The following is a 22,914-nucleotide window of genomic DNA, read 5'->3' on the forward strand; positions in this document are numbered from 1 at the left end:
TCACAACGGCGGAAGTCGAATATCCTTTCTTCAGTAAAAAAATGCGGGATATAAAATTATATCCCGCTACAATGCTATCATCTGAGGAGGTATGCCCTACACTTTACTATACGTTCAAACCGCATCTTCTGTATAGGTTATCGCCTGTTTCAACATAAAATAGGCCTTATTTTAATCGATCAGGGTTTAATCCTTCCAATTCTGGAAGTACGAAAAGCCCATCTTTTCTAATTAATTGATCGTCAAAATAAATTTCCCCGCCGCCATATTCCGGCCGCTGAATAAGCACCATATCCCAATGAATCGCGGAACGATTGCCATTGTCTGCTTCTTCATAGGCTTCACCCGGTGTAAAGTGCAGACTGCCGCATATTTTTTCGTCAAATAAAATATCACCCATCGGCTCTTCGATTAATGGGTTGACACCAATAGCAAATTCCCCAATAAATCGCGCACCTTCATCAATATCAAAAATTTCGTTGATTTTTTCAGTTTGATCTGCCTTGGCATCGATAATTTTGCCGTTTTTAAATGTCAATTGTACATTCCTGTACGTAACGCCTTGATAAGGACATGGTGTATTGTACGTAATGGTTCCATTGACGCTGTCACGCACCGGTGCAGTGAACACTTCCCCATCAGGAATATTACTTTCTGCAGCACAAGGAATAGCAGGGATTCCTTTAATGGAAAAAGTAAGATCCGTACCTGGTGCGACAATTCGCACCTTATCTGTTCTTTCCATCAGCTCTTTTAACGGTTTCATCGCTATCGCCATTTTCCGATAATCAACATTGCAAACATCTAATAGGAAGTCCGTAAACTTTGGCGTACTCATGCCCGCTTTTTGGGCAAGCCCTCTTGTCGGAAAATTTAATAACACCCATTTTCGATTGTTTATGTAAAATTGCTGTACCGGTTTCATGACTTCACCACGGATACGGAATTTTTCACGGGGAACCTCTGCCAGTTCCGCATCGTTTTCTTCTCCAACAATGACAACAATCGCATCTACATCCTGGTATTTTTTCATTTCCCACTGGGCAAATGTCTCGAGCTGGTCTTTTTCATATCCCATAAATAATTGCCGAGTAATATCATCATCCAACATTTCCACATAAGGATAGGCACCTATATTGTATGTTTGGTCAATCAACTCAAGGATTAATGGCTTTGCTAAATTATGTCCTTTTATAATAACCCGTTGTTTAGCCTCAAGCTTGACGGAATGCGTTAAAATCGTGGTTGCTAACTGCTTAATTCGAGGATCTACCATATCCGGAACACTTCCTTATGCTAAGTTATCCTTAATAAATTGAAGAGCTTCTTCAACATGACCCTTTACTTTCACCTTGCGCCACTCTTTTACAAGGTTGCCGTCTTTGCCAATAATAAAAGTGGAGCGTTCAATCCCCATATACTCTCTGCCATAATTTTTTTTCAGTTTCCATACATCGTAGATTTTAGCGGCTTTATGTTCCTCGTCAGCCAAAAGTAAAAATGGCAACTCATACTTTTCAATAAATTTATCATGGCGATTCATTGCGTCAGGGCTTACCCCAAGGATGACAGCATTTAATTCAGCAAAGCTTTCATGCTTGTCCCTAAAATCACAAGCCTCGGTCGTACAACCAGGCGTCATATCTTTTGGATAAAAATATAAAACAACATATTTCCCAAGAAAATCCGATAATGTAACGGTTTCACCGTTACTTGCCGGCAACTCAAAATCAGGTGCTTTTGTTCCAATTTCTACTGACACATTCATACCTCCCATTCTGTTTACTTTCAGATTAGCCAAATTTTGTGACTTTTACAAATAATTACCCTCGCTCTTTATAAAAAGAGCCCTCAAAATCGATCACCGATTTCATTACGAAGGCTGCCGGTAGCAAATAGCCGATTAAGGCTTCAAGTATGGCCAACCATCGGCCAACTCCAATAGGGACGACATCACCATAGCCTAACGAAAATAATGTAACCGCACTAAAATAGATGCCCGTTCCCATAATATGAATAAAGGGCGGCTCCACCTTATTCCCCGCTTCTATAATGATTGATGTTCCCGATGCCTCAATCATCGTATAAATAAAGCCAAACCCAAGCAATAAAATCACATATGTAAGAATCAAGAGCAGAAAATTTTCAATAGAAAATAAATGCCTCATATTTCTTTGAAATTGATCTCTAAGCCAAATCCATTCGAGACTCTTGTAAATGATGCCAAGCATTGAGCCAATACCTATAAACAACATCCCGATATGACACCACCATTTCCATCCATCCATAATAAAAAGACCATCAAGAAAACTTTATACTATAGTATGAGATCCGCGTGGAAATTAGAAACACTCTAGTTGCCTGCTCCCCGATATTTCTTTACACCTTGATTCCAAATCCAAAGGGCGAGCATGAAAAAGATAATTCCCATTACTGGTGTTAAAAAAGCATATAAAATCCATTCCTTCCTTCCCAAAAAGTAAGCAGCCGGATATACCCCAACAAAGGCAAACGGTAAAATCCAAGTTAAAATGAAACGGATTACGTTATTATAAATATTAACAGGATAGCGCCCATAGTTTCCGATATTATAAACCATCGGCATAATATCAGTGCGGGCATCTGACCAAAAACCAATACTCGCAAGCGAAATGAAAATTCCTGCATAAATTAGCATACCGCCAAAGACCATCACTATAAAAATAAACAGATCATACCAATGAAGCTGCAAGCCTAAATGATTGCCTGCATAAATCATAATGATAAGGCCGGTGATGATTCCAAACAGCGATTCAAGCTCCATCCTCTCTAATACGACTTGAAATAAGCTGTGAATCGGCCTTGTTAAAATCCGGTCCATTTCCCCCTTTACAATATATCGATCATTAAAATCCCAAATATTAAAAAAGGCAGAAAAAAGAGCGTAAGGAACAAGAAAAAAGCCGTAAATAAAAATGATTTCATCCCGACTCCAGCCACCCAAAAAATCAGTATGGCCAAAAACAACGACAATAAAAATTAGATTAACAGCCTGAAATAACAAATCCGAAACAATTTCAACAACCGCATCCGTACGGTATTCCAATCTCGTCTTCAAATATTGGCCCATATATTGAAAAAACATCGAAACATAAAACATCTCACGCTACCCCCCTTGTACAACAAGCCGCTTCCTGGCAATGACCCATAATGTTTGAATCGGTACAATCAGCACAACCGCCCAAATAAACTGGAGCATAAGGGCATGGTATATCGCGCTTCCTTGTAAACCTTCTGTAAAAATCATGCTTGGAATGTAGCTAATAGCTTGAAAAGGTAAAAAGCTCATCGCTTCTTGAGCCCAACCCGGATAAAAACTAATCGGGAGCAAAAGACCAGAAAATAAATCAATAATCACCCGTTTAGCCCGAAGCAGCCCTGAAATATTAAAAATAAAAAATGTCATGATTCCTGTTAATAAATTGATTTCCGTATTGACGATAAAGCTTAATACTGTCGAAAGCCCAAAATGCCCCCAAGTTGTCAAGTTGTTGGAAAAGTCAAGCGGAAAGATTAAACTCACAATCACCATTCCCGGAAGTGAGAAAAACAAAAGGCGAAAAATCCCCTCACCAAGACCTGCCATCATCTTCATCGTTAAGTAATTATAAGGGCGAATCAGCTCTACAGCTACTTTCCCTTCCATTATTTCACGGGCAATTTCCCGGTCAATATTGTTAAAATAAAAAGCACGCGCCATCCAAGCAACGGCAATATAGGTGACCATTTGCATAACAGTCAAACCTTCAATCGATTGTTTCTCCCCGTAGATTGCTGTCCACAAAAAATAATAAGCACCAATGTTGATGCTATACACTAAAATGCCGCTATAATAATTCGTTCGGTAGGCAAGCATCATTAAAAACCGAATTCGAATCATTTCTATGTATTTAGCCATTCCGACACCCCCTTGGCCTTTAAAAACCGATCACTGTTGGTTAATAGTGAAAAATAAGCCGCTGCATTTCCCACTCCACCATTAAGACATTGCTGTTACCTTCAGCCCTTTTTCATAAATATTGCGGACGATTTCCTCGGTTGATATTTCATCAATTTTCATATCACTTATCTGATTATTGGCTACAATCCTTGTAATAATCGTCGAAACAATTTCATCCTCATTGCTTACATTTGCTATCCAACTATTGTCATGTTCTCCTTTTTGCCAATCAACGACAAGGTCAGCTGTTGTTTTTTCTAATTGACTTTGGCTTGTTGGGTAGACGAATTGAAAATGAATTTGTTTACGATCACCCCAATTGGAACGTAGATTTTCCAAGCTACCATCATAAATAATTTTACCTTCATCAAGCATGACAACACGTTCGCATAACGCTTCAATATCCGTTAAATCGTGGGTTGTCAAGAGGATGGTTGTATTATATTTCTGGTTGATTTCTTTTAAAAACTCTCTAATTTTCAGCTTCACCAAAACATCCAGGCCAATCGTCGGCTCATCTAGAAATAATAAGGGCGGATTATGAATTAAAGCCGCCGCCAATTCACAGCGCATCCTTTGTCCAAGGGACAGCTTTCGAACCGGTTTATCTAATAACGGTTCAATATCCAGCGTTGTAATGACATGTTCCATATGGTCCTTATAATCTTGGTCCGAGACTTTGTACACCTTTTTTAAAAGCCGAAATGATTCCTGTACAGCAATATCCAACCAAAGCTGCGACCGTTGCCCAAAAACTACGCCAATTGTTTGCGTGAAGCGTTCCCGCTCTTTGTGTGGATTCATGCCGTTTACACGCACTTTTCCCGATGTCGGCTCCAAAATACCCGTCAACATTTTGATTGTCGTCGATTTACCCGCACCATTTTCACCGATATAGCCAACCATTTCCCCTGGCTTTACCTTTAAAGAGATATTCTCAACAGCCGGTACAATCTTATACTGCCGGTTTAATAAATCGCGAAAAGCCCCCTTTAAACCGCCTCGGCTTGAATATGATTTAAACTCTTTACGAAGATTATCTACATCAATAATGTAGTCCATTTCCATTCCCTCCAAAATTTGAAGCGCGTTATGCATTGCACCCTTGCGAGACCGTTGCCCAGATTTCGTTTGAGATCGAGTGCTTCTTCCTCTTGCTAATGACCGCGCACGCTCCTTTTCTGATTTCGCGGGCGCTACTTCCTATTGCTAGTGACCGGACACACTACTTTTATGCTTTCGCGGGCGCTACTTCCTATTGCTAGTGACCGGGCACACTACTTTTACGCTTTCGCGGGCGCTACTTACCCTTGCCAGTTAATTTAGGGCACGCGAGATGCACTTGCGTTACCATCGGCCAACTTTCCAGCTCGTTTCGGGCACGCGAGACGCTCTTGCTCTACCATCTGCCAGCTTCACAGCCCGTTTCGGGCACGCGAGACGCTCTTGCATTACCACCGGCCAGCTTCCCAGCCCGTTTCGGGCACGCGAGACGCTCTTGCATTACCACCGGCCAGCTTCCCAGCCCGTTTTGGGCATGCAAGACACACTTGTGAAGCCTGCAATCTAAAAAATAGTCTATCCAAATATTATGCCTTGTACAAATTTCATGCTCGATAAACAATGCCACAAAATTACAAAAGAGCTATCCCCCAGCCGAAGAAACGACTTCCAGGATAGCCCCTCAATATCACTTAGACCGACGAAACTGAATCTTTTTTAACATCATCCAATTGCTGAACTTTAAAGAGATTATAGTAGCCACCTTGTTTTTCCATTAATTCCTCATGTGTGCCAACCTCTGTTATTTCGCCATACTCGATTAAGACAATGCGGTCTGCATGGGTAATCGTTGCAAGACGGTGGGCAACAATAAATGTCGTGCGGTTCTTGGCAAGCTTATCGAGCGCTTCTTGGATTAAATGTTCACTTTCAAGGTCAAGAGCGGATGTAGCCTCGTCTAGAATTAACAACGGTGGATTTTTCAAAAATACCCGTGCTATCGCAACCCGCTGCTTTTGTCCCCCTGAAAGTTTTACCCCTCTTTCACCAACCTTCGTATCATATCCATCCGGAAGCTCCATGATAAAATCATGTGCATTGGCTGCCTTGGCCGCTTGGATCACTTCTTCATCGGTTGCTGAAGGGTTTCCCATAAGGATATTCATTTTAACAGATTCACTGAATAAAATATTATCCTGCAGGACCATGCCGATTTTATCCCGCAATGAGCGTGCTTTAAAGTCCCGGATATCAGTGCCGTCTAATAAAATCTTCCCGGAGCTGACATCATAAAAGCGTGGAATTAGACTTACCAGTGATGATTTTCCGCCGCCACTCATTCCTACAAGGGCAATCGTTTCCCCATGTTTTACATCCAACGAGATACTTTTTAGAACAAGGGACTCATTTTCATTATATTTAAAACTTACGTTATCAAAGGTCACGTTCCCTTCGACTTTTTTTAATTCAATTGAATTTGGTTTATCAACGATATCATACTCTTCGTCAATTAATTCAAAAACACGGTCCATCGAAGCTATCGACTGAGTTAATGTCGTTGATGAATTAATAAGTCGCCGTAACGGATTGTATATTTTATCCATGTATGTAACAAACGCAACCATTGTACCAACTTTTATTGATCCTGTAATAACCGCGTATGCTGCAAAGGCAATGACAATTAATGGAGCTATATCAGTGATTGTGTTGACAACAGCATATGTTTTCGCATTCCAGCTTGTATGGTCAAGCGCTTTGTCCAAGAAGTTTTGATTTTTTTTATCAAATGCTTTTTGTTCGTAATCCTCCAGCGCAAAGCTCCGAATAACCGGTACGCCTTGGACCCGCTCATGCAAATGCCCCTGCACCTCTGCCAACGCCTGTGAGCGAACTCTCGTCAAGTGACGAAGTCTTCCATAAAAATATTTAACCGAAAATCCATAAAGAGGAAAAAGAATAATAGCAATAAACGTTAACTTGATATCCATCGCAAACATAATGGCTAAGGCAATAAAGATGGTCATAATATCAATCCATAGATTCATTAAGCCAGTTATAACAAACGTTTTTGTCTGCTCAACATCATTGATCACTCTTGAAATGACTTCGCCCGCTTTTGTATTGGAATAATATCGTAAGCTAAGCTTTTGAATATGGGAAAACAACTGGTCGCGAATATCATATAGAACTTTACTGCCAACCCACTGTGCATAATATTGGCGGTAATATTCAACCGGTGGTCGTAAAATAAGGAAAATTAAAAAGGCAATTCCCATAATCATAAAGAGCTGATGGATTTTCTCATCAACTACCATTTCGTCATTATAAATAATGTTATCAAGGACATATTTTAAGATTAACGGCATAAGTAGAGGGATGCCAAATTTCAATAAACCAATAATAATTGTTATAAAGATTTTCGATTTATATGGACTGACAAACTTCATATACCTTTTAATACTATCCAGAATGAAACACCACCCATTAGAAATACGTACAAAAAAACAGTAGGGGCTGTATATACCAGCCCCTTAAATCATACCATATGTACTTTTACGAACGGTAGGTTAAATATCTTTCATACCAATTATCGATAAAATCGGGAGCAAAGGGTCCCTTCCTTTGCCGAATCCATAAAATTAAATCGTTCATATTTTTCCTAAGAATATAATCAATCTCAACGGGGTAATTCATCTGCTTGCTATGCAGCTCATATTCGTCTTCATCCAAAATAGTAAATGTCATGTCTGGGAATACTTTTATATCTAAATCGTAGTCGATATATTTCAATGTACTATTATCCCAAGCGAAAGGTGAACTTAGGTTACAATAATAGTAAACACCGTCTTCACGAAGCATGCCAATGATATTAAACCAATGGTTTGCATGAAAATAACAAATCGCAGGCTCTCGTGTAATCCATGTTCTACCATCCGATTCAGTTACCAGCGTACGGTCATTCGCACCTATTGCCACTGATCGGTTGCCTTTTAACAAAGTAGTTTCTTCCCAAACACGGTGTATAGTCCCACTATGCTTATAGCTTTGAATTTGTATTTTACTTCCTGCCTTGGGGACAAACATACTATCTTTCCTTTCTCTACGAATAAGCAAACTTACCCACTTTTTTACTTATTATAACGGTTTACAGCATAATTTAAAACTATTCTTATTTAAAAATTTCAAAAAAAAGTACAATTTTTTATGAAGCACTTACTTCTTTTACAGGCTCATGATAATGACGGGACAAAATCGTTCCTGTGAAGGAGGCAAGAATTTGTTGAAACAACATTCCAATAATGACTGGAATAGCAACCGGCGCGGGAAAATAAGTAATTGCAATAACAGCTCCTGCGCTGATATTTCTCATCCCACTGTTATAAATTAAAGCAATCTGGATGCTGGAATCTTCTTTAAATAACTTTTTAGCAATAAACCAACTAACGATATACCCCAGACATGCAAGTGAAAATACTGTTGCTACTAGGATTAGAAGCTGACTATTAACTTCTTTAAAATGGGGAGCAATGGCAGCACCATTTAATCCAACTACCGCTCCTAAGCAAAGTTTTGAAAAAGGAGCTAGTTTAGGTGACAGTATCTTACCAATTTTTCCTTTGGATGACTCATTCAAAAGCATTCCTAAAATGGACGGAAGAACGATCATCCAAATTAAACCTTGCATAATTTCGCTGCCATTCATGTGCACGGTCTTACCGAAAAATACATGTAACACAGCTGGAACAATAAATGGCGATAATAAAGAGTCGATAACAATAATTGCTAGAGTAAAGATAATATTTCCTTTATAGATTGATACCCATACTAGGCTGGAAACTCCTGTTGGAATTAAGAAAGCCAGTACCAGCCCGATAATCGTATACGGGTCGTTTCGATAAGCAATATGACCAACACCTAGTGCGATGAGTGGCATGATTATATGCAGCATCGCAAGGCATACAAAAAGCGGCTTTGGATATCGTATCACAGATTTAATATCTGCAAAGTTGGAATTCAAACTGCCCGAAAATGTCATAAAAGCAAACAGCCAAGGTACTAAAAACACAAAAGGTGTTAGACTATCACTAAAAACGATACCGATTACAACACTTATTGGTGTCATAACCGGCATAAACTTCAATAATATTTTATTTAATAATTGCAGCATATCGTGATCCCTTTCATCTTTAATGCGGGGAGTTATTCAAGATTTTAATAAGAATATTATACTACCATTCTTCTATTATTTCATTAGACGTTTACACCAAATATGATTTCCAAGGTGGATTCTTTAAGGTAGGGTTGGAAAAGTTTTTATAATATAGTGGCTTTACTATTACTTTAAGACAACAAAAAAAGCATTCCCCTACCGAGCGGTTGGGAATGCTTTTTTGCTTTTAGCCGTTAAAACTCAATTATGAGTTTTGGCTTTTATTTTGCTCAGCTTGAGCGTTTTGCTGTCTAACGTTTTGTACGTTCGTTTCGCTGCCAAATTCTGTTCCAAATTGGCCAGCATTAGCATTAGCACCAGCTCTTGCTGATTGAGCATTTTGTTGTCGTACTTGCTGTACATTTGTTTCACTAGCAAATTCTGTTCCAAATTGACCTGCACCAGCAGCTGATTGTGCGTTCTGTTGTCTTACTTGTTGAATATTAGATCCAGATTGACTATTCATTTTTGCCATCGTAGGCACCTCCAGAATGGTTTTACAAGCCAAACTGATTTTCACTCGTCAGTGGCTTGCACGAGTTTATTTTGTACGTTTGTCCTTTTTCTATACGAAAAAATTTTGTAATCTGGTTTGCATAAAATATAGCATTCAATAAAAAATAACAACGAGGATATGAAAAGGAGGCCAATCTTATGCATAATGTTGGTCGCGATATGACAGAATTAACGATGATTCCAAAGCAAGAATGGAGCGATAATGAATTAGCCTACTTCCATAAATCATTGCAGCAAATGGCTCCTTATCTTAATATCGAAGGCGTTTCCATTCACAATCAAATCATTAAGGAGCTCGAGGCCCGCGGCGGTATTCACGGATAGCACGCAAGTGGTGCCTCGAGACGCATAAAAGGCGGAAAAGCACTTGACTTTTCCGCCTTTTATTGCCGCATTCTATTTATTTCCACTACTTTTTTACATTAATCCAAGCATCGCCAAACCACGTTTTGATATGGTACCAATCGCCAATTTGTTCGAATGCGTTTACCTTTTGTGGGCTTAAGGCCCCGACGGAAGCTGCCGTAGTAGTCGGTGAAGCAAAAAGAGTTGTTGCTGCGGTTAATTTAACCTCTGTCTCCTTCTTTTCAAGCTTCCCTTCGACCGTATTGGCACTTGAAACCCACGCATCCCCAAACCATGTATAAATGTGATACCAGCCGTTATCAGCTTCTTCAAAGGCTGTTACAACTTGTGATTCAATCTTACCAATTTTATAGCCGCTAAAACTGATTGGTTTTTTATACAGGACTTTTTCAGCTAAAGCAGTTATTTTCTTATCAACCTTTTCAATCTTTGGTTCTTTTAACCCAAAGCCACTTTCTAATGCGATTGTCAGAAAATCTTTTTTCTGGTGCGTGATGAGGACGGTTGTTCCTGTTGTGATTTGATCATAAAGCCAACGTACATCCTTGTTGTGCATGCGGATACACCCGGCGCTTACATATTTTCCAATGGAATTCTCATTAGCGTTGCCATGAATTCCATATGTATTACCCCATGTACCCGGAACATTCAAACCCATCCAACGGTCCCCCAACGGATTTCTTGGTGACCCACCAGGAATTTTCTCTTTATAATAAGGGCGATTTTTCACTTTATTAATAATTTGAAAAGTACCTTCAGGTGTCAGTTTTCTACTTTTTCCCGTCCCTACAGGAAAAACTTTAATTAATTCCCCACCTTCAAAATAGGCAAGCTCGTTAACGGCCTTGTTTATAATTAAATAGGATTGTGATTCTTTTTCCGCGGCGCTCGCGCCATTTATTGGTAACGAAAATGCTACAGCTAAACATAAAATAAAAAATGAATAAAGACCTTTTTTGACCACTTTTCTATTCCCCTCTCTTTGACACTCTATGGGCATTCTATGAGGGTACAACTCTATTCATTACTATAAGTTGATTATACTAAGAAATTTTTACCATTGTACACTTGAAATAATTTTTTTATAGGGCACTGGGAATGGTAATTTTTCAATTTCTTCCAAAGGAACGAACTGACAGCTGTTACTCCCCGGAAACTCGTCATTGGTCACGGCATTGTACACCGCAATTTTCCAAGTTAAATGGGAAAATTCATGTTTAAGATTCATAAAGTGATCTTCAATCATGACATCTAAGTTATATTTTGTCTTCATAAATTGTTTCATTTGCTCAACTTGTCCCAACGGGCTGAAACGCTGCATTTCATGATTGGGTAGCTCCCATAAATTCGCTAGCAGCCCATCGCTTGGTCTTTTTTGAATTAAAATTTGACCCTCTTTGTTTTTTAAAACTAAAGCGGTAAGCAATACTTCCTTATTGCTCTTTTTCGTCGTTTTAAACGGCAATTCGTCTTGCATTCCTTCATGGAACGCGCGGCAATGGTGTTGGACTGGACATAATAAACAAGACGGCGATTTAGGTGTACATACTAACGCACCTAGCTCCATTAAGCCTTGATTAAATTCCGACGGCTGTTCAGTAGAAACAAGCTCCCTTACCGCATTTTCAAAAAGCTTTCTTGTTTTCACTTTAGCAATGTCATCTTTTATTAAAAGAACCCGGGATAAGACACGCATAACATTGCCATCAACAGCAGGCTCGGGAATATTATAGGCAATACTTAAAATGGCTCCTTTGGTATAAGGGCCGACACCCTTTAGTTTCGAAAGGTTCTCAGGATTGTTCGGAATTTGTCCGCCATAATCGGCAACAACTTCCTTTACTGCACTTTGAAGATTACGCACCCTTGAATAATAGCCCAATCCTTCCCAGGCCTTTAAAACTTGCTCTTCGTTGGCAGCTGCTAAAGCCTCCACGGTTGGAAATTGCTCAATAAAGTGGTTAAAATAGGGAATAACTGTTTCCACTCTTGTTTGCTGCAGCATAACTTCCGATACCCATACTTTATATGGGTCTTTATCTTTTCTCCATGGTAATACACGCTGCTCATTCAAAAACCAGCTAATTAAATCCAGTTGAAATTGCAATTTATTGAAATGATTAAATAAATGTTCTAAATTCGTTTCCACAGATGTCACCCCGCAGTGGTAAAATAATGTTATAAAGCTTTTAGCTAAGAAGAATAATACAAGTGATCTTATTATATTTAACAGTAAGGCTCCGTTAATGGGTACTATTAGGAACACAACTCAATTAACAGCGCCAATTTAAATTATTTAGGAGGATAACTAATGGATACAGGCACCCACGTTGTCATGGGTATTGCTCTAGGAGGATTAGCAACCCTCGATCCTGTTGTTGCAAACAATGAAATTACAGCCCAGGCAATCCTATTCGGGACACTTATCGGATCACAAGCACCTGACTTGGATACAATTATGAAGCTTAGGAACAATGCGAAATATATTCGAAACCACAGGGGGATCACACATTCCATTCCCGCTGTGATGTTATGGCCTTTATTAATTACAGGTGCAATTTATGCCTTTTCGCCTACTGCTAATTTGCTTCACTTATGGATTTGGACATTTCTTGCCGTTATCCTGCATGTTTTTGTTGATATTTTTAATGCTTATGGAACACAAGCGCTCAGGCCCTTTACAAAAAAATGGATTGCCTTAGGCATTATTAATACATTTGATCCATTTATCTTTTTCGCGCATATCATCGGGATTGCAATCTGGCGATACGGCTTTGACCCAGGGCTTACATTCTTAGGCGTCTATATAGTACTGTTTGGCTATTACCTTGTTCGCTATGTTACAAAAAGAGAAATCATCAAAAAAGTAAAACAACATATACCCGATGCAACGCAGATTATTATTTCTCCAACCTATCGGTATAACCAATGGCATCTGGCAATATCAAGCAATACAAAGTTCTATGTTGCTCGATCCATTAATAATGAAATTACGTTCTTAGATGAATATGATAAAGTACCGGTTCCGGATACACCTGTCATGAAAGCAGCAATAAAAGATGAGAATCTTTCCGCATTTCTGTCCTTCTCCCCTGTTTATCGCTGGGAGGTTGACGAATATAATGACCATTATGAAGTAAGGTTTATTGATTTGCGCTATCGTTCAAAAGGATATTATCCATTTGTAGCCGTCGTACAGCTTGATCAATCGTTAAACATTGTAAGTTCTTATACCGGCTGGATCTTTAGTGAAGAAAAACTAATGAAGAAATTAGTAATTGCTCCCGAGAATTAATGCTGATTGTATAACCCATACTATGTAATGGATGTTCAAAAGGACATTCATACACATGTAAGGAGGGCGTAAAATGGTCCGGAATAAACAAGAAAATTTTCCTCCTCGGAGAAACATTGATGGTGAGCCACGTGCGAAAGCAAGATATTCTTCACTGAGAGCGAACGGACAAATTAACACACATCCAAAAGAACGCATGCGTATGTCCAACGAAAACCGGCCACAAGAGTAGACTTTGGAAATTGCATTGTTTTTGATTATCTAAAGGAGGATGATTTATCATGGCAAGACATAAAAAGTTCTATGACAATTTATATCAGAATCCTTTTCAGAAAGGACATGCAAATCCAAAGCATGCCTGGAACCAAGTAAACGGTGAAACAATGGAAGCACAAAACACCATTATTCTACATCACCAAACAAGAAAACAGTCCTAAACGGTATTAAGACCATATTAAAACCAGAGAAGGTATTACTTCTCTGGTTTTAATAATAAAGATATTGGAATCGCCTCTTGTTCATTCTTACCTGAACGTGTTCCCCATGCGAACACACCATTCATATAATCAATTGTAAACAGAACGCCCGGGTCGCCATCTATTTCGTAAACCTCACCAGGTTGAAAATTGCTTGGACTTAATAGATACGCTTTCGCCATCGCAATTTTCCTTTCATAAACGGCATATTCATTAACCATTCCCATTTGTTCTGCTTTTCTAGCCTTTTCATGAAGCTTGCCAATTTCTAGCTTTAATTCATATTCTGACATTTCACTATATCGTTTCTCCATGTTTTCCACTCCAGCCTTTTGTTATAATTTTAGTATAAAGTATTTTAGTCAATGTTACAAAACTATTTAATGGTAGACACCAAGGAAGAGAGGCTGACTAGTTTGACTACAATATTAATTACTGGTGCCGGCACAGGACTTGGCCAAAGTTTAGCCGAGCATTATGCGAAAATGGGACACAAAATTATTTTAGCTGGAAGAAGAGAAAGTCTATTACATGCAGAGAAAGATAGGATTTACGCGCTTGGCGGAAAAGCCGAAGTGTTTCCATGTGATATTACAAATTACAATGAACTAGATGAAAAAATAAAAAATTTGCAAAAAGAGTTTGAAATCGATTGGCTGATCAATAATGCCGGTGTCGGCCATTTTGGTGAATTTGAAGCCATCACAAAAAATGAAATGGATGATATGATTCAAACAAATGTAGTGGGTACCATTTACATGACAAAGTTAATGTTGCCTATTATCAGAAACTCAAATGATGGAAGAATTTATAATATCATTTCTACTGCAGGACTTGTTGGAAAAGTTAATGAAGCCGTCTACTGTGCAAGCAAATTCGGTATACGCGGCTTTACTGAAGCATTGCAAAAAGAATATAAGGAAAAAAATGTTAGGTTTATAGGTGTGTATATGGGAGGAATGGATACGCCGTTTTGGGACAACTCCACCCATATTAGTGACAAATCTGGCTTAAAAACTGCTGATGAGGTTACGAAGAAAATAATTGAGCTGGATGATGGCAGGAACGAGATTATTATCTAATTAGCTTGAAGACGGCCGAGCTACCCTATTTGGGTGCTATACTACTTTTTTTGTGGACAAAGTCAGGTACATCTACTCCGGGCTTGTCCTCATTTTTGTATTTTGTAGACAAAGTCGGTCCAGATTTCTCCATGTTTGTCCTCATTTTCGTGTTTTGTGGACAAAGTCAGGTACATTTGCTCCGGGCTTGTCCGCATTTTTGTATTTTGCAGACAAAGTCGGTCCAGATTTCTCCGTGTTTGTCCTCATTTTCGCGTTTTGTGGACAAAGTCAGGTACATCTACTCCGGGCTTGTCCGCATTTTTGTATTTTGCAGACAAAGTCAGTCCAGATTTCTCCATGTTTGTCCTCATTTTCGTGTTTTTTGGACAAAGTCAGGTACATTTGCTCCGGGCTTATCCGCATTTTTGTATTTTGCAGACAAAGTCGGTCCAGATTTCTCACCACTTGTCTGCATTCTTACTTTTTATGGGTTCTATTCCCACCTTTTCTACCACAGTATCATCAACAGTATCATCAATTACTATTCTTCTCGATAATGTGCTATAAACGCCTCAATCTCATCCGAAGTAAAACCCCGCTGATACAAATATTGCTTCACCTTTTGCTCTAATTCCCAGCCTTCGAATTTATTGCTATATTTTTTAAAAGCTTTTTCCCCTTGTTTTGCTACTGCTGCTAATGGGTCTTCTTCATCTTTTTCGATTACTAATTGGGATAATGCTGTTTTAACAATAGATTGCGGAAAGCCTTTGCCTAGCAGGGCTTGGCTAATTCTTTGCTTGATTTGGTAATCTGACAGTGACTTTTTCTGCTTTGCATTTTTTTCCACAAATTGAGCCGCTAATTCCAACTGTTTTTCATCAGGAAATTCCATTAAACCTTCTTGAATAGTGGCTTCTGAAATCCCTTTTTGCTGTAGCTCCTGCCGGATCATTAGGGGGCCTTTCGTTGAGTTGTAAACTCTAGAGCGAACGAAAGCCTTTGCGAACTCTACATCATCAACGTATCTGTTTTTCCTAAGCCTTTGGAGGACAATTTCAATAATTTCTTCTGTGTAGGCCTTTTTCTGTAAATAATCACGGATTTCTTTTTCGGACCTCATTCGAAAAGATAAATAATGTAAAGCAAGATTGAATGCCTTTTTTATTTCATCTTTATATAAAATTTCTTTTAATTCATCTTCTGTATATGTATTTCCTTTGCGAAGTTGAAATTCAATCAGAACATCCTGGTCAATACTGAAACCATACTCTTCCCCGTTTCCTTGATCTATAAATACATTAAAGCGCTCTTTATTTTTTGTTTGGGTTGTAATTTTAACGATTTTAATCACTTGTTTTCCCTCCACTTTTTCTATTATAGCAACACCTAAACAAGATTTCAGTGATTCAAGCGTTTACGTTTTGACACAAATTAGACATATTTAATTTTGAATAACAATGTATTTGGAGGGTCATACTTTTAAAGTAAAACATTAGAAATGGAGGAAAAAAAGTGGCGAAAAGTAAAGCAAGACGTGACAAAGAAAACCGGAGAACATTGACAGCAACACAGGAAGTACTTTATTCTAGGGAATTTAAAATGGCTGACCGTGCGGGTGGATATGTGCCACCAAACCCTAATTCTTAATTTAAAATACATATTTTAAACTAAAAATCGACATAGTAACAGTAGTACATTTCCAAAAACTATCTCATTGTTTGAAAGGAGACTAACTACCATGACAAGAGGTCAAAGTCATCAAGGTGATAATAATTCATCAAGTATGCCGCAAACTCCAAAATATGCAAAAACTACTGCCGATGGACGTGATATTGAATTTTCTCAAGAACTAGCTGATGCAAATGATTTAGAAGCGCAAGCACGTTCTAATGCAGCCGATAAAAGAGCTAAGTCGTAAAACAACAAAGGAGATACCAAATATGGTATCTCCTTTGTGAAAAATAATTTGCTAAACTGTGGCATGTCCTTCCTCTACTTTGTGAGCACCTTTCTTAGCCATTTTTTCTTTGATGTAAGGTACTAGGAAGCGGTCGCCACCGTAATAGTAGCTTGCACTGCCTGCAAATAAGAGGATTGCGCCAACTGTAAATAGAATAGGGTTTGTGCTTGTTGTACCCGCTAATAAGAAGTTTAAGTTCATGAATGTCCCTGCTAATAAGGCTGGAATTGTGGCAATACCGACAATAAGTCCGATACCTACTAGCAATTCGCCCCATTGTACTAGGAAGCTAAATAATCCGGCATTTGGTACTGCTACATGCTCTAAGAAACTTGCGTACCATGCTTGCACTGCTGGGTGTTCGCCACCTGCTTTTGCAATTGCCCCTTGCATAAAACCACTTGCGTCAAATCCACCTGCAGAAATTTTTTCCCAACCGCCTTCTATCCATTGAATACCCAACCAAATTCTAAAGATCGTCCAAACAACTGCCATTTTAGGACCATGCATCCATCTCATGATTTTCCATCTCCTTGGAAAAATAATTTGTCTGCTCTGATAATTGTGACTTTTGTGGATAACTAGATTGATTGCTTGGTATATAAGGTTCCGGTATGTTACTAAGTTCTTTGTGGATAAGTAGAAATTTTCATGTGGATTATGTGGATATATCTGTGAATTACAACAATTAAGTCTATTCAATTGTGGATAACACTGTGGATTAGGATACAGAGCTGGTGTCTGTATCCCAATCTATTTCGTACTAAACTGTCGCGTGTCCTTCTTCTGCTTTTTTAGCACCTTTCCTAGCCATTTTTTCTTTGATGTAAGGTACTAAGAATCGATCGCCACCGTAGTAGTAGCTTGCACTACCTGCAGCTAAAAGAATCATAGCCACTGTATAAAGAATTGGGTTTGTGCTTGTTGTTCCTGCCAACATAAAGTTTAAGTTCATAAATGCTCCGGCTAATAAGGCTGGGATTGTTGCTACACCGACAATAAGTCCGATACCTACTAGCACCTCGCCCCATTGTACTAGGAAGCTAAATAATCCTGCATTTGGTAATGCTACATGCTCCAAGAAACTTGCGTACCATGCTTGCACTGCTGGATGTTCGCCAGTTGCACCTTTTATTGCACCTTGCATAAATCCACTTGCATCAAATCCGCCTCCGGAAATTTTTTCCCAACCGCCTTCTATCCATTGAATACCTAACCAAATTCTAAAAATCGTCCAAAGGGCTGCTATTTTAGGACCATGCATCCATCTCATGACTTTTCAACTCCTTAGAAAAATGTTTTTATTTTCCGTTCATTTAATTCATTGATGATATAAAAGTATAATTGCTCAACATTTCACAAAGTGGATAAAAATTTTTTTGAGATTTAAAATTTAATATACTTTCAACTCTACGTTACTCTTTTCCATCTGCTCCATTGGACTAACCTCTTTCATTAAGAGTTTATTTTGTGAATTCACTTATTGTCTTTCTATGGTTTAAATATACACCTTACGAAACTGTTAAACAATGAACTTCACAATCCTGCCATGAATTAGTCATCTTGTTTTCACATCTTCTTCACACCGTTTTCACAATTTCAACTTAGCTTTTTTATCTGTGCAAACAAGCTAGGGATTTCCCTAGCTTACGTTTACTTTGCCGCATTGCTTGCGATATGTATTGCATCCCATACTCCCGCAAATGGTGGGGCATAGCATAAATCCGTCATGCCAAGTTCATCGGTCGTCATATGATTGTGGATTGCAACCGCAAAGACATCAACCCTTAGCACTACACCTTGAGGGCCAATTGCTTGTGCACCAAGAATCCGTTTCGTTCCTTTTTCATAAATCAACTTTATCCAGATTGGCGTTTGATTGGGGTAATAGCGAGGATGATTCACACTCTTTACAAACACAGTTGCATAATCAACTGCTAGATTTTGCGCATCAATCTCTGACATCCCTGTCCGGGCAAGCTCTAAATTAAATACCTTAATTGCCGCACTGCCAAGTGTACCGACATATTTCATATGACTGCCGGCAATGTTTGCCCCGGAGATTCTTCCACATTTATTTGCGTTTGTGCCAAGGGGGATCCATGCATTTTCTTCTGTTGCACGATTGTAAACTTCTGCACAGTCCCCAGCAGCATAAATATCTTTACTATTCGTCCTCATTTCCCGATCAATAATGACCGCGCCATTTTCCGCAAGTGTAATACCGGACCCTTTGAGAAATTCTGTTGCTGGTCTCGTGCCGATTGATAGTACAACTAAATCAGTTTTATACGTATTTTTATCAGTTTTAATGGCTTCAACTTTAGTTGTACCTGTGAAACCTTCGACTTTTTCACCAAAGTGCAGTTCAACACCTTGATTTTGCAATTCAGTTTCCGCGAGGTCTGTAATTTCTTTATCAAAAGTTCTCAAGCTTCGACCTGCGAGCTCAATAATTTTTACATTTTTACCTAGCTCTCTCATCGCCTCGGCTACCTCGAGGCCAATGTAACCTGCCCCAACAATGGCCACGTTCTTAACATCAGCGCGGCTTGCAGCTTCCCTTAGTTGAATACCATCCTCCAATGTTTTTAATACATAAATGTTTTCAAGTTCAATGCCTGCTAAAGCTGGAATAATCGGTGTAGATCCAGTAGAAATCATGAGCTTGTCATATGTTTCTGTAAACATATTATTATTTTCTAGGTCCTTTACCACCACTTGCTTTTTTTCAGGAACAACCTTTACAACTTCATGCCGTAAGTGAATTTCAATCCCCATCGTTTCAAAGTGCTCAAGCGGCCTTGCGATTAATTTTTGATAATTGTCATCTTCACCGGATACAAAATAAGGCAAGCCGCAGGCTCCATATGACAAAAAATCGCCCTTTTCATAGACGACAGCTTGGGCATCTTTTTTCATTCTTTTTAATTTTGAGGCTGCAGACATTCCTGCTGCAACCCCACCGATTACCACTAGTTTCATGTATATTCCCACCGTCCATTTCCGAATGGATAAATTTTGCTATCTTAATTATTCCCTATTGCCAGCTTATTATCAATAACCTGGATTAGGACAAGTTTTTGTTAGAGATGCCATTTAATTGTTTAAATGTGCCGTTTTTTTTGCATTAATAGTTGTCTTAAATTTACAATTATTCAGAATAGTGAATATTTATTTTGACCTCTAAGCCTACTTAGACATGCGTCTCAAACATTTTTTAAAACTTTTTTCGACTAAAAGATTATTTGGCACGGTATTTGCATTTTAATAGTGTGAATTCAATAATTCAAAATTTTAATTTTATAGGGGGAGATTTTCAATGGCAAATCAAAAGGTTTATGGATTCTTTATGCCGACAGTTAATTTAATGGGAGTTGGTGCAGTAAATGAAGCAGGCCCAAGAATTAAAGCACTAGGTTGCAACAAATCTTTACTTGTTACTGATAAAGGATTAAGCAAAATGGGGGTTGCAGAAGAAATTGCATCCATTATTCGCGAGGCGGGTGTTGAGGTTATTATTTTTGATGGTGCAGAACCAAACCCAACCGATTTAAATGTAGAAGCCGGATTAAAAATGTATCGTGAACAAGGCTGTGATTCTATTGTTTCCTTGGGCGGAGGAAGTTCCCATGACTGTTCAAAAGGAATTGGGCTTGTGGCATCAAACGGTGGAACAATCCATGAATACGAAGGCGTTGACAAATCCAAAGACCCGATGATTCCACTTGTGGCAATCAACACGACAGCAGGTACTGCCAGTGAAATGACACGCTTCTGTATTATTACGGATACATCAAGAAAGATTAAAATGGCAATCGTTGATAAACATACTACACCATTAATTTCAATTAATGATCCAATCCTAACTGTAAAAATGCCGGCAGGATTAACAGCCGCAACTGGAATGGATGCGTTGACACACGCAATTGAGGCCTATGTTTCTACTGATGCAACACCTATTACAGATGCCTGTGCCCTACAAACAATCCGTTTGGTTAGCCAAAACCTCCGTACTGCAGTTGCGAATGGTGACGATATTGAGGCTAGAAACAACATGTGCTTTGCGCAATTCTTAGGAGGAATGGCATTTAACAATGCGTCCTTAGGCTATGTGCATGCAATTGCCCATCAATTAGGCGGATTTTATAATTTGCCTCATGGCGTATGTAATGCAGTTCTATTGCCACACGTAGAACGCTTTAATTTAATTGCAAAACCTGAGAGATTTGTCGATATTGCGATTGCTTTAGGAGAAAATGTAAGCGGTTTATCTACACGTGAAGCTGCTGAAAAGGCGCTTTCTGCGATAGAAACGCTTTCAAAAGATGTTGGTATTCCAGGAAACTTAACAGAGCTTGGAGTAAAAGAAGAAGATATCCCGCTTTTGGCAGAAAACGCAATGAAGGATGCATGTTCATTTACAAATCCTCGCAAAGCAACATTAGATGATGTACAAAACATGATCCGTGCAGCAATGAAAGTAGAAACTACTAATATTTTAGTTTAATATCCTATATTTGAAGAAACACTTTCCAAGACTTTATAGTGGAAAGTGTTTCTTTTCCTTTAATAAATAGCGTAATTGACGCGGAGTGAGATCCAACATTTCTGCGGCCTTTTTTCTATTTCCAAGCGTACGTTTCAAAGCTTTTTTAATGAAAGCTTTGCCGATTACATCCTCTAGTTCTTTTATTTTCTCTATTATTACTTCTAAAGGGATTGCTTCATCAGCTTTCCAATAGCTATGTAGTTCCTCACTCCAATAATCCAAATATTGTTTAATATCAACTACATTTGAATCTATCAATCTTTGCCTACCATCTACCATCGGTACTGAGTTCATTTGTATTATTTCTATTTCGTAAATTCCCTGTTTTGGCTCTGACTGTATATAACTTGGTAAATAATCCTTCGTTATTTGTGTCGTTTCGCCCTCAGAAAGCGTAATCGCTCGCGTTACGACATTTACCAGTTCCCTAATATTGCCAGGCCAATCGTATTCTTCTAAAAGATGGATTGCGGTCTTAGTAAATGTTAAGTGGTCTGCATCATATTTTTCAAGGAAATGGGATATGAGTATTGGTAGATCTTCTTTCCGCTTTCTTAACGGCAAAATTTCCAGCTTCACCACATTGAGTCGATACAATAAGTCTTGTCGGAATTTTTTCTGTTGGACTGCTTCATCAAGGTTAACATGGGATGCTGCAATGATTCGTGCATTTGAACGTAGTACCTTTTCACTACCAACTCTCATAAACTCACGTGTTTCCAAGACACGAAGCAATTTCACTTGAATAGCAGGTGAAGCTTCAGCAATTTCATCAAGGAATAAGGTCCCATTGTTCGCTAGTTCAAAAAGGCCTTTTCGAGGTTGGGTTGCACCGGTGAACGCACCCTTTTCATGACCAAATAGCTCACTCTCCAACAAAGACTCGGATAAAGCTCCACAGTTTACCCCTATAAATGTTTGATCAGCACGAAGACTCGCTTGGTGAATAAATTTGGCTAGAACTTCCTTTCCTGTTCCTGTTTCCCCCTGGATGAGTACATTTATATTTTTCTTTGCAATCTTATGGGCAATGGTTACTAAATGACCCATCTCTTCATTTTCGCCCGTAATTAAACCAACTTTATCCGCTAACTGCTTTACCTCACTCTGAGCAATTGTTGCATCATGTGAGATCATATCATCAATTAAGTTTTCCACCTGATCAAGGTCATCAAATGGTTTTTCAATGTAATCGTTAGCACCATGTTTAATGGCTTCCACAGCTGTCTTGACGGTACTATAGCCTGTCATAATAATGACCTTACATTTTGGCTGTTTTTCCTTTAATGTTTTTAGGATTACAAAACCATTTGTATCTGGTAACTTCACATCAATCATTGCCAACTGAAATGGATATTCTTCTATTAATCTATTACTTTGTTCCCCGTTGTACGCCGCTTTTACCATATAGCCTTTTCTAGATAAAAAGTGTTCTAAAAATGTACAAACTTCTCTTTCATCATCTATTATCAGTACATTTGTCATTGAATC

Annotated in this window: 26 protein-coding genes; 8 read left to right on the forward strand and 18 right to left on the reverse strand. The window is 38.7% G+C overall.

Going from position 1 to position 22,914, the window contains the following annotated elements:
- Positions 1-166: 166 nt before the first annotated feature.
- The 10 genes from ACNQFZ_RS07055 to ACNQFZ_RS07100 form a co-directional block, all read right to left on the reverse strand.
- A complete protein-coding gene (locus ACNQFZ_RS07055; RefSeq protein ID WP_458414598.1) occupies positions 167-1,276 on the reverse strand; it encodes an aminopeptidase in 1,110 nt (369 codons plus the stop codon).
- A 15-nt stretch (positions 1,277-1,291) separates the two neighbouring features.
- On the reverse strand, positions 1,292-1,762 hold the full coding sequence (bcp, locus tag ACNQFZ_RS07060; RefSeq protein WP_458414599.1) for a thioredoxin-dependent thiol peroxidase: 471 nt from the start codon (positions 1,760-1,762) through the stop codon (positions 1,292-1,294).
- A gap of 61 nt (positions 1,763-1,823) precedes the next feature.
- Positions 1,824-2,288 carry an ion channel gene (locus ACNQFZ_RS07065; RefSeq protein ID WP_458414600.1) on the reverse strand — a complete coding sequence of 155 codons (465 nt, stop codon included), beginning with the start codon at positions 2,286-2,288 and terminating at the stop codon, positions 1,824-1,826.
- Between the two features lie 65 nt (positions 2,289-2,353).
- Positions 2,354-3,139 carry an ABC transporter permease gene (locus ACNQFZ_RS07070; protein ID WP_458414601.1) on the reverse strand — a complete coding sequence of 262 codons (786 nt, stop codon included), beginning with the start codon at positions 3,137-3,139 and terminating at the stop codon, positions 2,354-2,356.
- Positions 3,140-3,145: 6 nt separating this feature from the next.
- The gene (locus ACNQFZ_RS07075) at positions 3,146-3,937 is read right to left on the reverse strand and encodes an ABC transporter permease (protein WP_458414602.1); all 792 of its coding nucleotides are present in this window, start codon (positions 3,935-3,937) and stop codon (positions 3,146-3,148) included.
- Positions 3,938-4,018: 81 nt separating this feature from the next.
- The gene (locus tag ACNQFZ_RS07080; protein ID WP_458414603.1) at positions 4,019-5,041 is read right to left on the reverse strand and encodes an ABC transporter ATP-binding protein; all 1,023 of its coding nucleotides are present in this window, start codon (positions 5,039-5,041) and stop codon (positions 4,019-4,021) included.
- A gap of 632 nt (positions 5,042-5,673) precedes the next feature.
- Positions 5,674-7,449, reverse strand: a complete 1,776-nt coding sequence (locus tag ACNQFZ_RS07085) for an ABC transporter ATP-binding protein (RefSeq protein ID WP_458415334.1) — start codon at positions 7,447-7,449, stop codon at positions 5,674-5,676.
- A gap of 85 nt (positions 7,450-7,534) precedes the next feature.
- Positions 7,535-8,065, reverse strand: a complete 531-nt coding sequence (gene ntdP, locus ACNQFZ_RS07090; RefSeq protein ID WP_458415335.1) for a nucleoside tri-diphosphate phosphatase — start codon at positions 8,063-8,065, stop codon at positions 7,535-7,537.
- Between the two features lie 118 nt (positions 8,066-8,183).
- On the reverse strand, positions 8,184-9,149 hold the full coding sequence (locus tag ACNQFZ_RS07095) for a bile acid:sodium symporter family protein (protein WP_458414604.1): 966 nt from the start codon (positions 9,147-9,149) through the stop codon (positions 8,184-8,186).
- A 247-nt stretch (positions 9,150-9,396) separates the two neighbouring features.
- Positions 9,397-9,666 (reverse strand): gamma-type small acid-soluble spore protein, encoded by a 270-nt coding sequence (locus tag ACNQFZ_RS07100; protein ID WP_458414605.1) that lies wholly within the window; start codon positions 9,664-9,666, stop codon positions 9,397-9,399.
- 179 nt (positions 9,667-9,845) lie between these two features.
- Here ACNQFZ_RS07100 and ACNQFZ_RS07105 point away from each other — a divergent pair, with 179 nt between their 5' ends.
- Positions 9,846-10,031: a hypothetical protein gene (locus ACNQFZ_RS07105; RefSeq protein WP_458414606.1), complete on the forward strand. Its 186-nt coding sequence runs from the start codon at positions 9,846-9,848 to the stop codon at positions 10,029-10,031.
- An 85-nt stretch (positions 10,032-10,116) separates the two neighbouring features.
- Here ACNQFZ_RS07105 and ACNQFZ_RS07110 read toward each other — a convergent pair whose 3' ends face one another.
- Together ACNQFZ_RS07110 and mutY are read right to left on the reverse strand one after the other, a co-directional pair.
- Complete coding sequence (locus tag ACNQFZ_RS07110) at positions 10,117-11,037, reverse strand: L,D-transpeptidase (RefSeq protein WP_458414607.1); 921 nt, start codon at positions 11,035-11,037, stop codon at positions 10,117-10,119.
- Positions 11,038-11,127: 90 nt separating this feature from the next.
- Positions 11,128-12,222 (reverse strand): A/G-specific adenine glycosylase, encoded by a 1,095-nt coding sequence (mutY, locus tag ACNQFZ_RS07115; protein WP_458414608.1) that lies wholly within the window; start codon positions 12,220-12,222, stop codon positions 11,128-11,130.
- 162 nt (positions 12,223-12,384) lie between these two features.
- Between mutY and ACNQFZ_RS07120 the strand changes: the two genes are divergently transcribed.
- The 3 genes from ACNQFZ_RS07120 to ACNQFZ_RS07130 all read left to right on the forward strand — a co-directional run bounded on the left by ACNQFZ_RS07120 (position 12,385) and on the right by ACNQFZ_RS07130 (position 13,805).
- The gene (locus tag ACNQFZ_RS07120; RefSeq protein ID WP_458414609.1) at positions 12,385-13,368 is read left to right on the forward strand and encodes a metal-dependent hydrolase; all 984 of its coding nucleotides are present in this window, start codon (positions 12,385-12,387) and stop codon (positions 13,366-13,368) included.
- A gap of 73 nt (positions 13,369-13,441) precedes the next feature.
- The gene (gene sspK, locus ACNQFZ_RS07125; protein ID WP_458414610.1) at positions 13,442-13,600 is read left to right on the forward strand and encodes a small acid-soluble spore protein K; all 159 of its coding nucleotides are present in this window, start codon (positions 13,442-13,444) and stop codon (positions 13,598-13,600) included.
- Between the two features lie 49 nt (positions 13,601-13,649).
- Positions 13,650-13,805, forward strand: coding sequence for a YpzG family protein (locus ACNQFZ_RS07130; RefSeq protein ID WP_458414611.1), 156 nt, complete (start codon positions 13,650-13,652; stop codon positions 13,803-13,805).
- A 35-nt stretch (positions 13,806-13,840) separates the two neighbouring features.
- Here the strand turns inward: ACNQFZ_RS07130 and ACNQFZ_RS07135 are convergent, their stop codons facing one another.
- A complete protein-coding gene (locus tag ACNQFZ_RS07135) occupies positions 13,841-14,158 on the reverse strand; it encodes a YfhH family protein (protein WP_458414612.1) in 318 nt (105 codons plus the stop codon).
- A gap of 102 nt (positions 14,159-14,260) precedes the next feature.
- Between ACNQFZ_RS07135 and ACNQFZ_RS07140 the strand changes: the two genes are divergently transcribed.
- On the forward strand, positions 14,261-14,926 hold the full coding sequence (locus ACNQFZ_RS07140; protein WP_458414613.1) for an SDR family NAD(P)-dependent oxidoreductase: 666 nt from the start codon (positions 14,261-14,263) through the stop codon (positions 14,924-14,926).
- A 523-nt stretch (positions 14,927-15,449) separates the two neighbouring features.
- Here the strand turns inward: ACNQFZ_RS07140 and recX are convergent.
- Positions 15,450-16,262, reverse strand: coding sequence for a recombination regulator RecX (gene recX, locus ACNQFZ_RS07145; RefSeq protein ID WP_458414614.1), 813 nt, complete (start codon positions 16,260-16,262; stop codon positions 15,450-15,452).
- Positions 16,263-16,423: 161 nt separating this feature from the next.
- Here recX and ACNQFZ_RS07150 point away from each other — a divergent pair, with 161 nt between their 5' ends.
- A complete protein-coding gene (locus tag ACNQFZ_RS07150) occupies positions 16,424-16,558 on the forward strand; it encodes a YfhE family protein (protein WP_458414615.1) in 135 nt (44 codons plus the stop codon).
- 91 nt (positions 16,559-16,649) lie between these two features.
- On the forward strand, positions 16,650-16,829 hold the full coding sequence (locus ACNQFZ_RS07155) for a YfhD family protein (protein WP_458414616.1): 180 nt from the start codon (positions 16,650-16,652) through the stop codon (positions 16,827-16,829).
- 51 nt (positions 16,830-16,880) lie between these two features.
- Here the strand turns inward: ACNQFZ_RS07155 and ACNQFZ_RS07160 are convergent, their stop codons facing one another.
- The 3 genes from ACNQFZ_RS07160 to ACNQFZ_RS07170 form a co-directional block, all read right to left on the reverse strand.
- Positions 16,881-17,390: a DoxX family membrane protein gene (locus tag ACNQFZ_RS07160; protein ID WP_458414617.1), complete on the reverse strand. Its 510-nt coding sequence runs from the start codon at positions 17,388-17,390 to the stop codon at positions 16,881-16,883.
- A 244-nt stretch (positions 17,391-17,634) separates the two neighbouring features.
- Positions 17,635-18,144, reverse strand: coding sequence for a DoxX family protein (locus tag ACNQFZ_RS07165; protein WP_458414618.1), 510 nt, complete (start codon positions 18,142-18,144; stop codon positions 17,635-17,637).
- A gap of 380 nt (positions 18,145-18,524) precedes the next feature.
- Positions 18,525-19,856, reverse strand: coding sequence for a CoA-disulfide reductase (locus ACNQFZ_RS07170; protein WP_458414619.1), 1,332 nt, complete (start codon positions 19,854-19,856; stop codon positions 18,525-18,527).
- Between the two features lie 337 nt (positions 19,857-20,193).
- On the opposite strand from ACNQFZ_RS07170, the gene ACNQFZ_RS07175 reads away from it, so the two are divergent.
- On the forward strand, positions 20,194-21,381 hold the full coding sequence (locus ACNQFZ_RS07175) for an iron-containing alcohol dehydrogenase (protein WP_458414620.1): 1,188 nt from the start codon (positions 20,194-20,196) through the stop codon (positions 21,379-21,381).
- A gap of 33 nt (positions 21,382-21,414) precedes the next feature.
- On the opposite strand, the gene ACNQFZ_RS07180 is transcribed toward ACNQFZ_RS07175, so the two are convergent.
- On the reverse strand, positions 21,415-22,908 hold the full coding sequence (locus tag ACNQFZ_RS07180; protein ID WP_458414621.1) for a sigma-54-dependent transcriptional regulator: 1,494 nt from the start codon (positions 22,906-22,908) through the stop codon (positions 21,415-21,417).
- Positions 22,909-22,914: the final 6 nt, after the last annotated feature.

The organism is Schinkia acidoalkalinis (assembly GCF_054301215.1).